13 protein-coding genes are annotated in these 15,330 nt (G+C 32.5%); 3 read left to right on the forward strand and 10 right to left on the reverse strand.

Annotated elements, in window-relative coordinates; translation table 11 throughout:
- The 5 genes from Q0870_RS05280 to Q0870_RS05300 are packed head-to-tail and all read right to left on the reverse strand — an operon-like array spanning position 1 to position 5,273.
- Positions 1-1,365, reverse strand: a complete 1,365-nt coding sequence (locus Q0870_RS05280) for an exonuclease domain-containing protein (RefSeq protein ID WP_298553446.1) — start codon at positions 1,363-1,365, stop codon at positions 1-3.
- Positions 1,366-1,394: 29 nt separating this feature from the next.
- On the reverse strand, positions 1,395-2,066 hold the full coding sequence (locus Q0870_RS05285; protein WP_298552454.1) for a YggS family pyridoxal phosphate-dependent enzyme: 672 nt from the start codon (positions 2,064-2,066) through the stop codon (positions 1,395-1,397).
- Positions 2,067-2,123: 57 nt separating this feature from the next.
- Positions 2,124-3,362 (reverse strand): DUF1015 domain-containing protein, encoded by a 1,239-nt coding sequence (locus tag Q0870_RS05290; RefSeq protein WP_298552469.1) that lies wholly within the window; start codon positions 3,360-3,362, stop codon positions 2,124-2,126.
- A 60-nt stretch (positions 3,363-3,422) separates the two neighbouring features.
- Positions 3,423-4,313, reverse strand: a complete 891-nt coding sequence (locus Q0870_RS05295) for a 3-hydroxybutyryl-CoA dehydrogenase (protein ID WP_298552485.1) — start codon at positions 4,311-4,313, stop codon at positions 3,423-3,425.
- Positions 4,314-5,273 (reverse strand): Gfo/Idh/MocA family oxidoreductase, encoded by a 960-nt coding sequence (locus Q0870_RS05300; RefSeq protein WP_298552499.1) that lies wholly within the window; start codon positions 5,271-5,273, stop codon positions 4,314-4,316.
- 136 nt (positions 5,274-5,409) lie between these two features.
- Between Q0870_RS05300 and Q0870_RS05305 the strand changes: the two genes are divergently transcribed.
- The gene (locus Q0870_RS05305) at positions 5,410-6,051 is read left to right on the forward strand and encodes a protein-L-isoaspartate(D-aspartate) O-methyltransferase (protein WP_298552516.1); all 642 of its coding nucleotides are present in this window, start codon (positions 5,410-5,412) and stop codon (positions 6,049-6,051) included.
- A 57-nt stretch (positions 6,052-6,108) separates the two neighbouring features.
- On the opposite strand, the gene Q0870_RS05310 is transcribed toward Q0870_RS05305, so the two are convergent.
- The 3 genes from Q0870_RS05310 to smpB all read right to left on the reverse strand — a co-directional run bounded on the left by Q0870_RS05310 (position 6,109) and on the right by smpB (position 9,182).
- A complete protein-coding gene (locus tag Q0870_RS05310; protein ID WP_298552531.1) occupies positions 6,109-7,989 on the reverse strand; it encodes a Xaa-Pro dipeptidyl-peptidase in 1,881 nt (626 codons plus the stop codon).
- Between the two features lie 32 nt (positions 7,990-8,021).
- The gene (locus Q0870_RS05315; protein WP_298552544.1) at positions 8,022-8,573 is read right to left on the reverse strand and encodes a hypothetical protein; all 552 of its coding nucleotides are present in this window, start codon (positions 8,571-8,573) and stop codon (positions 8,022-8,024) included.
- A 150-nt stretch (positions 8,574-8,723) separates the two neighbouring features.
- A complete protein-coding gene (smpB, locus tag Q0870_RS05320; protein WP_298552558.1) occupies positions 8,724-9,182 on the reverse strand; it encodes an SsrA-binding protein SmpB in 459 nt (152 codons plus the stop codon).
- Positions 9,183-9,292: 110 nt separating this feature from the next.
- Between smpB and Q0870_RS05325 the strand changes: the two genes are divergently transcribed.
- Positions 9,293-10,894: a S41 family peptidase gene (locus Q0870_RS05325; RefSeq protein ID WP_298552573.1), complete on the forward strand. Its 1,602-nt coding sequence runs from the start codon at positions 9,293-9,295 to the stop codon at positions 10,892-10,894.
- A 122-nt stretch (positions 10,895-11,016) separates the two neighbouring features.
- Entirely contained in the window at positions 11,017-12,417 is a 1,401-nt protein-coding gene (gene lpdA / locus Q0870_RS05330) for a dihydrolipoyl dehydrogenase (RefSeq protein WP_298552582.1), read from the forward strand.
- Between the two features lie 89 nt (positions 12,418-12,506).
- Here the strand turns inward: lpdA and Q0870_RS05335 are convergent, their stop codons facing one another.
- Positions 12,507-13,289 (reverse strand): S1/P1 nuclease, encoded by a 783-nt coding sequence (locus Q0870_RS05335; RefSeq protein ID WP_298552594.1) that lies wholly within the window; start codon positions 13,287-13,289, stop codon positions 12,507-12,509.
- A gap of 83 nt (positions 13,290-13,372) precedes the next feature.
- On the reverse strand, positions 13,373-15,082 hold the full coding sequence (locus Q0870_RS05340) for a hypothetical protein (protein ID WP_298552608.1): 1,710 nt from the start codon (positions 15,080-15,082) through the stop codon (positions 13,373-13,375).
- Positions 15,083-15,330 lie beyond the last annotated feature (248 nt).

Here is a 15,330-nt window from a genome sequence, read left to right on the forward strand (position 1 = left end):
TTAATCTATTGAAAGTATTTTAAGGTGTTTATTTTTTCTAAGGTAACTTTGAATTATATGCTGGGTATCCCTATTATTTTGCATAGGTGTTATTATGGACTCTAGAACTTTAAGATTAGTAATTTGATAGTTTAAATTGAAAAAACCAATCCCTTTAAAAACGCCATTTTCTATTAGTATAGCACTTCGTTCATCGATGTCTCTACCTCTGTCAATAATTATCATGTTTTTGTTGGTATAACTGTTTTTCTCAATTAACGCTTCAACGCGTTTGTTGTATACCTCAGGAGCTTCTTTTTGTACACAGGCACCTTCACAGCTTTTAATTTCGAAATTAAAACAACTAGTTTTTGTTTTATAAAGTCCTGTAAGTTTTTGGCATAAATTATAATCTTCAACAGCTTTAGTTATAAAACTCTTTCCGCTTTGGCGATTACTAAAGGTAGTAATGGGCTTTTTACGACCATCTGCGACATCAATTTTTAAGTTTATATAGTTGTTTTCGTCTTTAAAACTATACAAAGCGTGTGTAAAAATAGAACGACGTAATGCTCTGTTATGTATAGGTTTTACTTTTTTTATTTCCTCACTTTCTTTTAAAAGCGCAACAAGTTCACTTCCAGTAGCTTCATAAGTTACAGTGGTTACTTGGGCTTGTATTTTTTTAGATTTATGGTTAGTACCTGTAAAATGTTGATTAATACGTTTTTTTATGTTTTTGCTTTTACCAATGTAAATAATATCTCCGTTCTCTTTGTGGATATAGTAAACACCTGTAATAGCAGGTAAAGCATCAATAATATCTAAATGTCTTGGTTCTATTTGGCGTTTGGGGTTTAGCCTAATGGAATTTTGAATAATACTTTTTGTGGTGTCTTTATCTAATAACATCTTAAATAACTTGACTGTTGCCAATGCATCTCCAGATGCACGGTGTCTGTCAGTTACAGGGATTCCGAGTGATCGAACTAATTTACCTAAGCTATAAGATGCTTGCCCAGGAATTAAATCTTTGGAAAGCTCCACGGTACAAAGTGATTTTCTTTCATATTCATAACCTAGTCGTCTGAACTCAGTGCATAAAATACGGTGATCAAATTGCGCATTGTGAGCTACTAAAATGCAATCTTCAGTAATTTCTATAATACGTTTTGCAACTTCATAGAATTTTGGAGCATTGCGAAGCATGTTACTATTTATACCAGTTAAATTAACCACAAAAGGTTGTATCTCACGCTCAGGATTTACGAGACTTATAAATTGATCTATTACCTCATGCCCATCATACTTGTAAATAGCAATTTCTGTTATGCCTTCTTCGTTGTACTTTCCACCGGTAGTTTCTATGTCTAAAATTGCGTAAATAGGAAGTTGTTATTTTATTGTTTAAAAGCTTAATTTTTATAACTTCTATGTCCAAATATACTACTTCCAACTCGAATCATGGTGCTTCCGCAGTCAATTGCTAATGGATAATCGCTACTCATACCCATACTAATAGTTTCTAGTTTACAATTGTTAGTATTAAGTACTTTTAATGTTTCAAAAGTAGATTTTAATTGTTTGAATTCATTTTCTATTTGACTTTGATTGTCAGTAAATGTTGCCATTCCCATAACACCCGTGATTTTGATGTTTTCTAGTTCTGAAAAATCTTTAGATTGAATAATGTTTGAAGCGTCTTCTGGAGTCATACCAAATTTAGAATCTTCTGAAGCTATTTTTATTTGAAATAAACAATTAATGACTCTTTCACTCTTTTTAGCCTGCTTATTTATTTCCTTGAGTAATTTAAAATTATCTACACCATGAATTAAAGAGACAAAACCCGACATGTATTTGACTTTGTTACGTTGTACATGCCCAATCATATGCCATTCAATATCTTTAGGCATTTCTTCATATTTCTCTGCTATTTCTTGGATTTTATTTTCGCCAAAAATACGCTGACCAGCATTATATGCTTCCATGAGGTCATTTACAGGTTTGGTTTTTGATACAGCTACAAGCGTAACATGCTCTGGTAGAACGGATTTTATGTTTTTTAAATTATTTTTAATAGACATTGTTTTATTTAAAATGTTTTAATGAGATATTAAATAAGTATAGAAAAGCTATAAATATCAAAACTCATAAATGGTTATGCCACTTCTTAATTTAGGTAAAATATAAGTGCTTTTTGGAGGCATAGTTAAACCTTCATTTGCTATGTTTTTTATTTGTTTGATAGTAGCAGGACACATGCCAAACCCAATTTTAAATTCGCCACTATCTACGCTGCTTTTTATAGTAATTATATCGTGTTTCCCATTCACATATTCTATGCGATTATCGTTTCTTAAATCGTTTATACCCAATATAGGCTGTAGTATGGTTTTGTATAGTAATTCTGCATCAAGTTCATCTAAAGCCGTATTAACTTTATATCGTGCTTTTCTGAGGTATAAAGAATAAAAATTACCATCCAAATACATACTAAAATGATGAGGTTTTGATGGGGTATAGGGAATGTTACCTCTGTTCTCTATTCGATAAGCAGAATCTAAACGAATTAAAAATGCTTCTTTTGTTAATCCATTTAAGTCTTTTACAAGTCTATTAAACTCATGGATTACCAAATCTGATTCTGGAATTAGATAAGACATGAAAAAGTTATAGGATTCTGTACCATTATGATTTGGGTTTTTATCTTTTTCATCTTTATATAACAGATAAGATGACGATGATCTGTGATGTCCATCTGCAATGTATATAGTCTTCATTTTCTCAAACTCGTTCTGAATTTGATTAATAGCTTCTTCATCTTCTATTTTCCATAAATAATGGGTGTCTCTGTAGGTCATGGTAAACTCAAATTCTGCATGATTTTTTTGAGTTTGCTCTATTATAGATGAAATTACTTTATTATCAGGATAGGTGAGAAGTACAGGTTCTGCATTAAACCCAACGGTTTTTAAATAGCTTTTAAAGGTTTGCTCACGTTTAGCAATAGTATCTTCATGTTTTTTTATAACATTATTCTCATAATCTTTAGCACTGGTAGCTGCAATAATACCGTTAAATTTTTGTCCGTGTCTATCAACTATCTTGTAAACATACAATGAAGGCTTTTCATCTTGAATAAAAATGCCATCCTCTTTAAACTCTAAATATCTATTTCGAACAAGTTTATAACGGGCTTCACCATGAATAGTTTGATGATATTTATATCCTGGATTTACGATATGAAGAAAACTGTAAGGATTATAATCCATTCTTGATTCGCGCTCCTCAACCGTGTAACTTTGATAAGGTCTTGCTGCTACCAAACCTACAATAGCTCGGGTTGGTCGCACCGCTTTAAATGGAATTATTTTTGCCATAATTTTAAGATAGCAATCGCAGTGTTCAGTGTCAGTACTGATAACGGCGACTGAGACTGTTTACTTTAAAAATTGAGTTGAAACTTTCTCCGCTTTTCTACTTTCAGCATAATCGTAGAATCCTTCACCAGACTTTATACCTAATTTACCAGCTCTTACCATATTAACTAAGAGTGGACATGGTGCATATTTTGGGTTTTTAAAACCATCATACATCACATTTAAAATAGATAAGCATACATCTAAACCTATAAAATCAGCAAGTTGTAGAGGCCCCATTGGGTGTGCCATACCTAACTTCATAACGGTATCAATCTCTTCAACACCAGCCACACCATTGTAAAGCGTTTCAATAGATTCGTTGAGCATAGGCATTAAAATACGATTTGCTACAAAACCAGGATAATCATTTACTTCAACAGGAATTTTCCCTAAGCTTTTAGAAAGTTCCATGATGGTATTAGAGACATCATCACTAGTGTTGTAACCTCTAATAATTTCTACCAATTTCATTATGGGTACAGGGTTCATAAAGTGCATTCCAATAACGCGCTCTGGTCTTGATGTAGCAGCTGCAATTTGGGTTATGGAAATAGAAGATGTATTAGTAGCTAAAATTACTGATTCTGAACACGCCTTATCTAGCGTTTTAAAAATATTGAGTTTTAGTTCTAAATTTTCTGTAGCAGCTTCAACAACTAGAGTAGCAGAATCAACACCATCTTTAATATTGGTGTAAGGGGTTATATTATTTAAAGTCTCGGTTTTCTGTTGCTCAGTAATTTTTTCTTTGGAAACCATTCTATCTAAATTCTTAGCTATGGTTTGTATACCTTTTTTTAGAGCGTCTTCACTAACATCAATTAGCTGAACTTTAAAGCCGCTTTGAGCGAAAGTGTGAGCAATACCATTTCCCATAGTACCTGCTCCAATTACTGCAACGTTTTTCATCTAAAAACTATTTATAATTTGCGTAGCAACTCGTAAGGCTTCTGTTCCGTCATGTAGCGTTACAATAGGCGTCGTATTATTATTTATAGCATCTGCAAAAGTTTCTAATTCATCTAAAATGGAATTATTATCTGGTACAGATGGATTATCAAAATATATTTGCTTTTTAACACCCTCAGCATTTTGGAGAATCATATCAAAATCTCCAGGGTTTTCAGGCGCGTCTTTCATTTTAACAACCTCACATTTTTTTGTTAAAAAATCAACTGAGATATAGGCATCTTTTTGAAAAAATCGTGCTTTACGCATTTTCTTTAAAGAAATTCTACTAGCTGTTAAGTTAGCTACACAACCATTTTCAAACTCTAAACGTGCATTAGCAATATCGGGTGTGTCACTAATTACAGCAACGCCACTAGCTGAAACTTTTTTCACTTTAGATTTTACAACACTTAAAATGATATCAATGTCATGAATCATTAAATCTAGTACCACGGGTACATCAGTACCTCTGGGGTTAAATTCTGCTAAACGATGTGTTTCAATAAACATAGGTGAGTTAATTTCATCCTTAACAGCAAGATAGGCAGGGTTAAATCGCTCTACATGACCAACTTGTCCTCGTAAATTGTTTTCAGCTAAAAGTTGTCTAATATGTTCTGCTTCTTCAACCGTGTTGGTAATTGGTTTTTCTATAAAAATATGTTTGCCTCTAGCAATGGCTTGTTTAGCACAATCATAGTGTGATAGTGTAGGCGTTACAATATCAACCATGTCTACAGCATCAATTAAAGCATCAATCGAGTTGAAAAATTTATAACCAAATTCAGCTTCTACTTCTTTACCATTTTCTTCATCGGCATCATAAAACCCAACAAGCTCATATTTTTCAGATTGTTTAAGAAGTCTTAAATGAATTTTACCTAAGTGACCAGCACCAAGAACTCCAGCTTTTAGCATAATTTTACGTTTTAAACAAAAATAGCATTATTAATGTGAATTTTTCATTTTAAAGATATGAAAAATAAAATCTGAATAAATAGTTTAAAGCTTGAAAATCTTTGCCTAATTTTAGCAAACCAAACGCCACCAAAAATTGAAAGACACTTTTAAACATCAAGGATTAAGACAGAAACTAGTTAATATATTAAAAAACAAGGGTATAACCGATATCAATGTTTTAAAAGCTATTGGGAAAATACCAAGGCATTTGTTTATGGATTCTGGATTTTTAGATCATGCGTATCAAGATAAAGCGTTTCCTATTGGTGCAGACCAAACCATTTCTCAACCTTATACGGTAGCATTTCAATCTGAATTATTGCAAATAAAAGCAGGAGATAAAATACTAGAAATAGGTACTGGTAGCGGTTATCAAACTGCTGTTTTATGTGAGTTGGGTGCGAAGGTTTATAGTATAGAACGCCAAAACGAATTGTTTAAAAAAACGAGTAAGTTTCTTCCTAAATTAGGGTATCGTGCTAAAAAACTCATTTTTGGAGATGGTTATATTGGTCTGGAAGAAGAAGCCCCTTTTGATGGTGTTATTGTAACTGCTGGAGCCCCTTTTGTTCCAAAGCCTTTATTGAGTCAGCTAAAAATAGGCGGTAAGCTTGTTATTCCTGTTGGAGACGATGTTCAAGTCATGACTATGTTTACCAGAAAGGGACCAAAGGAATTTGAACAAGAAGAATTTGGAGAGTTTAGATTTGTGCCTCTATTAGAAGATAAGAATTAAAAAAGTCCTTGATTTGATCAAGGACTTTTTAGTTATAAAATATTAAGGGTTTACTATTTAATCCAAATTCTCACTACCTCCAACAACAGGCAACGTTAAATGCGTTCCATCCAAATCAATAGTTAATTCTGCACCCGGTTTTGGATGTAAAGTATATTCTTTATCACTAGAAAAAATCATCAAACCAATTTGTTGTCCAGCTTTAATAATTTGGTCATCTGGTTGTAAGTCAAAAGTAACATCATAAAACTTACCAGGCTTTAAAGGTTCACTTTCTGTTAACGACTTATGATTTTGTGGGTCTGCCCAACCACGTGTTATAATATTATCGGTAGTTTTTGCTTTTCTGCTATCATTCCACGGCAATGAAACTAACCAAACGGATAAATTAGCAGCGGGTTTATTACTTGTTAATTTTACTGTAATTTGTGGTACACCTGAAATGTGAACATCTTTTTTAAGTTTTGGAGTTACATACAATAAACGATGACTTGTAATTTCTGCTCGAGCTAAAGTTTCTCCAGAAAAAGAGTAATTGTCGGTTAATGTTTCTTTGCCTTGTTTTTGAGTTTTTGTAGTTGTTAAACCTCCAATTTCTGGGGCGCCCGAGGTAAGGTGTAGTATTACAGCTTCTGCGTCAGGATTTGGATAATCTTTGTAAGCTGTTGGTGCTTCCATTTTATCGTCTTCTCGAACAATCCAAGCTTTATTGGATTCGTTTTCAATACCGTTTTCAATACCGTGTAAATAATGCGTAAACCATTTATTCATCATACTTACAGGTGGTGGTCCACCATGTCCGTATTGGTGGTAATAAACACCAGTTTCTAAACCCATTTCTTTTGCTTTTTTATAAATACGATAGCTATGTTCTGGCATCACATTCCAATCATTAAACCCATGCGACATTAACATAGCTGCTTTCATAGGAGTCATATCATTTAGATAATCGCGTCCAGCCCAAAAATCATTATAATCTCCAGTAATTCTATCCATGCCATTTTTCATTTCAGTATCTCTAACCATAGTATTACTATATGCTCTTTTGTTTTTAAAAGCTTTAGGGATTTCTGCATCGTTTATTTTTTCTTTAGATTTTGGTATAAAAGCTTCTTCACCGCCACTATGAATATAGTCATAAAGCACATCTATATCTTCACCTAGATAACCACCAGGAGAACGTACTAAACCATTTGAACGGTAATAGTGATAGTATGATGTATTAGGTGCAACCGGAATAATAACTTCTAACCCTTCTACACCTGTTGTTGCTGCTGCCAAAGGAATTGTTCCATTGTATGATGTTCCTGTCATACCTACTTTACCAGTACTCCAAAAGGCTTTAACTTCTTCAGTTCCGTAAGGCTCTGTATAGCCTTTTGCTCTACCACATAACCAATCAATAACTGCTTTAGGAGCCAATGATTCATTGTCACCACCAACAGTAGGTGAGCCTTGTGACAATCCTGTTCCAGGGGAAGATGAATGCACAACGATATAACCTCTTGGAACCCACTTTTCAATTTGCGAATTAGAAATTATTGGTCGCTCACCTAATCGTATTACTTCAGGATGAACACGTTCTTTTACCGAGTCACCTAACTCATGTTTTACATCCCAAAAAACACCATCAACATCTGGTGCAACACCAGCGTAATACGGACTAGATTCATAAATTACGGGTAGTTTTAAGCCTTCGGTATCTGTTTGATATGGTCTTGTAACATCTACATGTACGCGGTCTAGTTTTCCGTCGCCATCAGTATCAAATTCGGTTTCAACAAATAAATCATGTCTTACCCATTTTTCGGGTGTACTAAAAGCTTCAACTATTTGTGCCTCCCCATCTTTAAAAATAGGTTTAGTAGTTTCTTGCGCTTTAACTTCAAAAGTAAGTACTATTAAAAGTATAAATAATAAGGTTGTTTTTTTTAGCATAATGGATTAAAATTTATATGGTCTATTCTTGTTTAAGGTAAGTATTTTTGTGGGATAGGATTTTCTTCAGATTCTTGTGTCCAATAAATATTAATTATCCACCAGCGTTTACCATCGTTCAATAATTGAATACTATTAATACCTCTCATAAAAGGTTTTTCATCCGATTCACTATAGAAAGATTCATAACTACTGAAAACTTGCGTAATATTTCCGAAGGTATCTATTTCTCGATGTATTTCTTTTTCAAAAAAACCGTTTTCAACTAACCATTTGCCCGAACCTTTAATGTAGTCGTCAGGAGTCATATAACGTACTCTGTAAGTTCCAGATTTATCTTTTCCAGATGGAATTAATTTGGCATCAGGTTTAAAAAGAAACTTAAATTGTTCCCAATTTCTTTCTTCTCCTTTTTCACCAGAAATTACAGCGTATAAAGTTTTTATGGTGCTATCTAAAGTTAAAACAGAAGCGCTATCAATTTTAAATTCATTAGTTTCTACAACTTCTTTTTTAGGCTTTTCTTGAGCTTGAATATTGAATGTCATAACACCAATAAATAGAAATGCTAATAGTTTTTTCATGATAAAGTTTTTAGAATTGTAAAATAGAGAATACTAATAAATTGAAGCGTTAATAAACCCTTAAATTTTAAAGGGTTTCCACAATTTTTATTGTGGTTTTATTTGAACTTGTCATTCCTATTGAAAATGGGAATCTAAGCATAGTATATGCTATTTGTAAGCTTTCTTGATTCTATCTAAATCGCGCTTATTGTCTCTATCTTTAATAGTTTCACGTTTATCATAAAGCTTTTTACCTTTCGCTAGAGCAATCTCTAACTTAGCGTAACCTTTATCATTGATAAATAAACGTAATGGAATAATAGTAAGTCCCGTATTCTGAACTTCTTTATTTAATTTTTTAAGTTCCTTTTTGTTTAAAAGTAACTTTCTGGTCGCTTTTGGTTTATGGTTGTAGTAATTACCAAAAGCATATTCTTGAATGGTCATATTCACTACAAATAATTCACCATTTTCACTAAACTCGCAAAAACTTTCAGCAATAGAAGCTTTGCTACTTCTAATCGATTTTATTTCAGTACCTGTTAGCACAATACCAGCGGTGTACTTATCTAAAATTTCATATTGAAAGCGTGCTTTCTTGTTTTGTATGTTAATGTGTTTTTGCATGAAGCACAAAATTACATAAATTATTCAAAGGATTTCGTTTGAATGTATTCAAAAGTTAAAGAAACATTAATCTGTTTTTAGATATTATAAATACTCTTATTTTAGCTTATATGAATAAAGTTTTTTTATCATTTCTTTTATTGTTTTTATTAGGGTCATGTAAAAGTGTAAAGAAACATAATGAGCAAATTACCAAGTTGCATTCTGTTGCTGATTTACAAGAAGATATTGATAAGTTATATAGTCAATTAAAGAAACATCATCCCAAATTATATCAATATACTTCAAAAGAAATTTTAGATTTTAAATTTGATAGCCTTAAGACTTCTATAAGTCAGCCTTTAGATTCAAGAACATTTTACAAAAAATTAGCGCCTGTTGTTGCAGAAGTTAAACAGGGACATGTGTCTGTAGGTTCAGTTAGTAAGTGGTTTACAAAAAAAGAGCGAAAAGCACTTAAAAAGAAGAAGTTTGAATTTTACGATTTAGATTTTGAATATTTAGAAGGCAAACTTTGGGTTAAAGCATACAGAGGAAAAGACTCTACTTTAGTTGGTAATGAAATTGTGAGTATAAATGATGAGCCTGCTTTAAAATTAGTTGAAACCTACAAAACCCGTTTTGCTTCTGATGGCCATAACAAAACACTTCATGATAGATTTGTTTCAAAAGGATTTTCTGTTTTTTATTACAAGGATAAAGGTTATTTAGATAGTTTAAAAATACTCTTTAAGTCTAAAGATACGTTGTTTTCAAAAATGTTTAGACGTGTTGAAAAAGATGAAAATAAAAAAGGAAATAAAAAGTTAGCAGATACCACTTCCGTAGAAAAAACAAAACCTAAAAAATTAACTAAAGAAGAAAAACAGGCAATTAAACTTGCAAACAAAAAAAGAAAAAAGAATAATAGAAAATACGGTTATTTAGGAAAGCGTAAGCAATACACACGTAACTTTAGTTTTATAGGAAAAGATAGTACAATAGCTTATATGAAAATTAGAAGTTTTAGTAACGGGCCATATAAAAAGTTTTATAAAGAAAGTTTTGCAAAAATAAAGTCATCAAAGACAAAGTATTTCATTTTAGATTTAAGAGACAATGGAGGCGGACGTATTTCAGAAATAGATTATTTGTATTCTTATCTCACAGATAAAGATTATCAATTTATTACTGAAAGTGAAGTAAAAAGCAGAACCCCTTTTTTAAAATCATTTATGAGTAATACAACACCTAATAGTGTTAAAGTGGCTGGTGCGTTATTGTTTCCAATTGTAGCTACTCATAATCTTTTAAAGACTAGAAAAAGAGATGGAAAAATTTACTATAAGTTTAGTAAGCACGCTAAGGTTAAAGAACCTAATACGCTCAATTTTAAAGGAAAGATGTATGTGCTAATAAATGGTAATTCGTTTTCGGCCTCATCACTATTATCAACACATTTAAAAGCTAAAAATCGTGCTACTTTTGTTGGAGAGGAAACTGGTGGAGCATATAACGGAACTGTTGCAGGTATTTATAAATTATATGAATTACCGACATCTAAAGTAAAAGTACGTATGGGATTAATGCAAATTGAAGCACCGCAAAAACAAATACCAGACGGATTTGGTATTAAACCAGATGTTGAGATTTTACCAAATTTAAAGGATAGAAAATCAAATATTGATACTGAATTGGAGTGGATTTTAAATGATATTCATAAACATCATTAAATTGTTTAAAAAACTCTTAATCCTTTAAAGCCCTTGAATCTAAATTCGTATTTTTGATTTTAGTTTTGTTTTGTTGTGCTGAGCACAGTCAAAGCATCTTTTTTTAATCAAAGAAATATTATATGAATTCATACGATGTAGCCGTTATCGGTTCTGGTCCTGGAGGTTATGTTGCAGCTATTCGTTGCGCACAATTAGGCATGAAAACTGCCATTATAGAAAAATATTCCACATTAGGAGGAACCTGTTTAAATGTAGGTTGTATTCCAAGTAAGGCACTTTTAGATTCATCTCATCACTATGATGATGCGGTAAAGCATTTTGAGGAACATGGTATTGAAGTACCAGGTGAAGTAAAAGTGAATTTAGAGAAGATGATTGCGCGTAAACAAGCCGTTGTAGACCAAACTACAGGAGGTATTGATTTCTTAATGAAGAAGAATAAAATTGATGTTTATCAAGGTTTAGGAAGCTTTAAGGATGCCACTCATATTAATATTTCTGGCGATAAGAATGAAGAGATTGAAGCTAAAAACACCATTATTGCAACGGGTAGTAAGCCATCAAGCCTACCGTTTATAAATATTGATAAAGAGCGTATTATAACATCTACTGAAGCTTTAAAGTTAAAAGAAATTCCAAAACACATGATTGTTATTGGAGGTGGTGTAATTGGTTTAGAATTAGGTCAAGTTTACCGTCGATTAGGTGCAGAAGTTACTGTTGTAGAATTTATGGATAGAATCATCCCAACCATGGATGCTGGTTTATCTAAAGAATTAAATAAGGTTTTCAAGAAAGCGAAATTTAAAATGCAAGTGTCTCACAAAGTAAAATCTGTTGAGCGCGTTGGCGATGAAATTATCGTAAAAGCTGATAACAAAAAAGGTGAAGAAGTTGAATTTAAAGGTGATTATTGTTTAGTATCTGTTGGCCGTCGTCCTTATACAGATGGTTTAAATGCTGAAGCTGCAGGTGTGAAGTTAGATGATAGAGGTAGAGTGGAAGTAAACGGACATTTACAAACATCAGCATCCAATATTTATGCTATTGGGGATGTAGTTAAAGGTGCTATGTTGGCACACAAAGCTGAAGAAGAAGGTGTTTTTGTAGCTGAAACTTTAGCAGGACAAAAACCACATATTGATTATAATTTAATTCCTGGTGTTGTTTACACATGGCCAGAAGTTGCAGCAGTTGGTAAAACTGAAGAAGAATTAAAAGAAGCTGGAGTAGATTACAAAGTGGGTTCTTTTCCTATGCGTGCTTTAGGTAGAAGTAGAGCAAGCATGGATTTAGATGGTTTTGTGAAAATCTTAGCTGATAAAACGACTGATGAAATTTTAGGGGTACACATGATTGGAGCTCGTGCTGCAGATATGATTGCTGAAGCGGTTGTAGCTATGGAATATCGAGCATCTGCTGAAGATATATCTCGTATGTCTCATGCGCATCCAACATTTACAGAGGCTATTAAAGAAGCGGCTTTGGCGGCTACTGAGGATAGGGCATTACATATTTAACAAATTCCTGTGAAGGCAAGAATCTTATAAAATAAAAAAGGTTGACGTAATTAGTCAACCTTTTTTATTTTATAAGATAAATATTATCTTTAAAACAATTCATTCAAAACCTTAGCCAAACGAATTCCAGCAATTTGTAATTGACTTCTAACTGTTTTAAAATTGTTATAAGAATAACGATATCTTAAATTTTCCTCAGGCTTAGCTGAAGCATATACTTTTTTTGTGAGTTCATGTGTTTCATTTACCCAATCAATAACAGACCCTTTTTGAATAGCTTTTACTTGATTTTTTGTTAAAATATCTGCGTTATTAGCTAATTCTGTATAAGTCATGTTGTATTTCTCAATCATTTCGCTATCCCAAACTCTGTGTAGGTTTGAATCTTTATAATGCCATTGTACTTTAAAGTCGTTTCCACCTCTATCTTTCTCTAAACCAATATGCATTGGTTGGTGTAAATCGCCAATAAGATGAACTAATAACTTCAAGTAAAATGCTTTGTCATTATCAGAAGATTTATCATCAGTAATAATTTTTTTGCAATACGCTATTCCGGTTACTAAATCACCTTTCGGGTTTTTCTTTGAGTTCTCGTAGTTTTCATCAAGTGGCATATTAATGTAATGCCAAGTGTAAAATTCATTATAACGTTTATCTGCTTTTATCTCGTCTGCAAATGTTGAAACAAAAGCAAGTGATTTTCTTTTTAATAAGCGCTTAACTTCACGTTTAGCTTTTCCACATAAATAATCATCAGCTATTTTTCCAACAACGCGATGGCCAGTTGCTCCCCAAAAATTGTCTACGGCATGACTCTTTGATGGTAAAATAAAAATGATAGCGATAAAGCAGGTACAAAGGAATTTCATAAGCTTAATTTTTTAGCTAATTTATAAATATCAAGTATAAGAATCATGTTTAAAAATAGAGTTAACAAAAGTTTAATGAATCTCTAGATTTCATAATCAGCATATGCCCAACTTTCAGCAATGTGGTTATTCATTCTTGTTATGTTATCGTTATCGTTTAAAGCTTTATAAGCTTGTTTTAAACCATGATGCGCCCATCCATTATTGGGGAAGTTTTTTAAATCTTCTTCATATAATTCAATAGCGACTCTATTTTGTCCATTCTTCATAAGCACAGGGCCTAAATGATGACGAATAGAGAAAAACCAATCTGGTGGTTCGTTATAATTAAGTGCATCTTCAATAGCTATGGCTTCTCTCAAGATTACAATGCTAGCTTTGTAATCTTTCTCATGAGCCAGAATTTCAGCTTTTAAAACTTTTACAGCTATTTGAACCAAAACATGAACGTCATTAATATCCCAAATAGTCACTTCTTTTAAGCTTTCGTCTTTTGCTAATATTTCAAGTGCAGAAAGTTCAGCCTTTGCTTTATTGATATTTCCTTTTCCTAAATGCGCTAGGCCTTCAGCATAATGTCTTATGGCTTTAGGGTATTTTAAATTATGGGTTTCTAATTTCATATCAATAATTTCATCCCACATTTTAAACTTTGCAGCCACATAATAAGGTATGGTATAATAGTGCTGTAGTGTGCCCCAACCCGGTTCTTTCATGATTTCTGGGTATACATATTCAGATACTTTATTGGCACCAATCATAGCCCAATGACTATTTCCTTCAAGAGTTGCTGTGGCAGCCATAAAATGATAATTATGTGGATAATATCCTAATGGATAAGCGCCTTGAGCATGACAATTACTAACATAAGTACTATCAGCTTTTACGGCTGCAATATTTGATAACGTGCCTTTGTGATACTCGCCCGTTCTAATATAAGTGTGAGAAGGCATGTGTAATAAATGTCCAGAACCAGAAACCAAGCCTTGATCAAATAGTTTTGCTGATGCATCTGAACGTTCGGGAGTGTTAGACATTTCAACAGCATGAATATAAAAATGATGCGCTCCTGGGTGTTTGGGATTCTTTTTAATTAATGTCTCTAAGGTGGATATAATTTCCGGAGTCCAAGGTTTGGCTTGTCCCTTTTTATCATATAAATCCCAAGGATGCAAATTCATCATAGATTCCACATAAAGCGCAGAAATTTCAGTATCATCGGGGTATGCATTGTATAATTTCTTTAAAGCTTTAGAATAATCGATGTCTAATTGAATTCGGTCTTCAGGTGGTTCGGGAGCATATCGCTTTGCTAAAGCTTCAATAAATTGTTTTTCTTTTTTTGTAGCATTATTAGATAATGATTTTGCCTTTTGAATCGCAGTATAAGCACGTTCGTAATTATCTGGTTCCATACCAGCATTATAATTTGGTCCTAAAACATAGGAAAACCCAAAATAAGCCATAGCACAAGTAGGGTCTAATTTTGTGGCGTAATGAAAAGATCGTGCAGCTTCGGCATGATTAAAAGCATAAGCTAAAGCCATACCTTGATTAAAATACTGTTGTACTAAATCATTTTGAGTGGTTATTGGGTAATCAATGACATCATAACCATCTAAAAGTGGTGCAATATTGTCTTCTTTATACCATTGTGCATCTGTAATAGGAGGTACACAAGCGTACTTGGAAGTAGATGTTTTGTTTACAATAAGTTCTTTGGGTTGTTTATTTGTTTTTTTACAAGAAAAAAATAGATTAAAGGCGATTAAGGTTAGAATTATTTTTTTCATGTTCTTATAAATATTTGGTTGTAAGTTTTTTATTAAATTTAAAATTACTAATTTTTAAGATTTTATTGTAACTTAAACATATTTTATATTATATCAACTATATTTTATTATGCAATATATTTCAATAAAAACCCTTTTGCGTAATAAATGAGTAAGTATAAATAACACCTTTTTTAGTCTAATACATATATTTTTTGTTTTTTTTGCAAATTAAGTGACCCATCAAAAAAGGTCGTGTCTTAAACATT

Origin of the sequence: uncultured Algibacter sp., from assembly GCF_947487575.1 — a bacterium.
Lineage (GTDB): Bacteria > Bacteroidota > Bacteroidia > Flavobacteriales > Flavobacteriaceae > Algibacter_B.

What these genes read in the sequence shown, in the direction of transcription:
- Q0870_RS05285 (WP_298552454.1), bottom strand. Translation starts at nt 2,066, where the DNA reads ATGTCTATTAAAAATAATTTAAAAAACATAAAATCCGTTCTACCAGAG.
- Q0870_RS05290 (WP_298552469.1), bottom strand. Translation starts at nt 3,362, where the DNA reads ATGGCAAAAATAATTCCATTTAAAGCGGTGCGACCAACCCGAGCTATT.
- Q0870_RS05295 (WP_298552485.1), bottom strand. Translation starts at nt 4,313, where the DNA reads ATGAAAAACGTTGCAGTAATTGGAGCAGGTACTATGGGAAATGGTATT.
- Q0870_RS05300 (WP_298552499.1), bottom strand. Translation starts at nt 5,273, where the DNA reads ATGCTAAAAGCTGGAGTTCTTGGTGCTGGTCACTTAGGTAAAATTCAT.
- Q0870_RS05310 (WP_298552531.1), bottom strand. Translation starts at nt 7,989, where the DNA reads ATGCTAAAAAAAACAACCTTATTATTTATACTTTTAATAGTACTTACT.
- Q0870_RS05315 (WP_298552544.1), bottom strand. Translation starts at nt 8,573, where the DNA reads ATGAAAAAACTATTAGCATTTCTATTTATTGGTGTTATGACATTCAAT.
- smpB (WP_298552558.1), bottom strand. Translation starts at nt 9,182, where the DNA reads ATGCAAAAACACATTAACATACAAAACAAGAAAGCACGCTTTCAATAT.
- Q0870_RS05325 (WP_298552573.1), top strand. Translation starts at nt 9,293, where the DNA reads ATGAATAAAGTTTTTTTATCATTTCTTTTATTGTTTTTATTAGGGTCA.
- lpdA (WP_298552582.1), top strand. Translation starts at nt 11,017, where the DNA reads ATGAATTCATACGATGTAGCCGTTATCGGTTCTGGTCCTGGAGGTTAT.
- Q0870_RS05335 (WP_298552594.1), bottom strand. Translation starts at nt 13,289, where the DNA reads ATGAAATTCCTTTGTACCTGCTTTATCGCTATCATTTTTATTTTACCA.
- Q0870_RS05340 (WP_298552608.1), bottom strand. Translation starts at nt 15,082, where the DNA reads ATGAAAAAAATAATTCTAACCTTAATCGCCTTTAATCTATTTTTTTCT.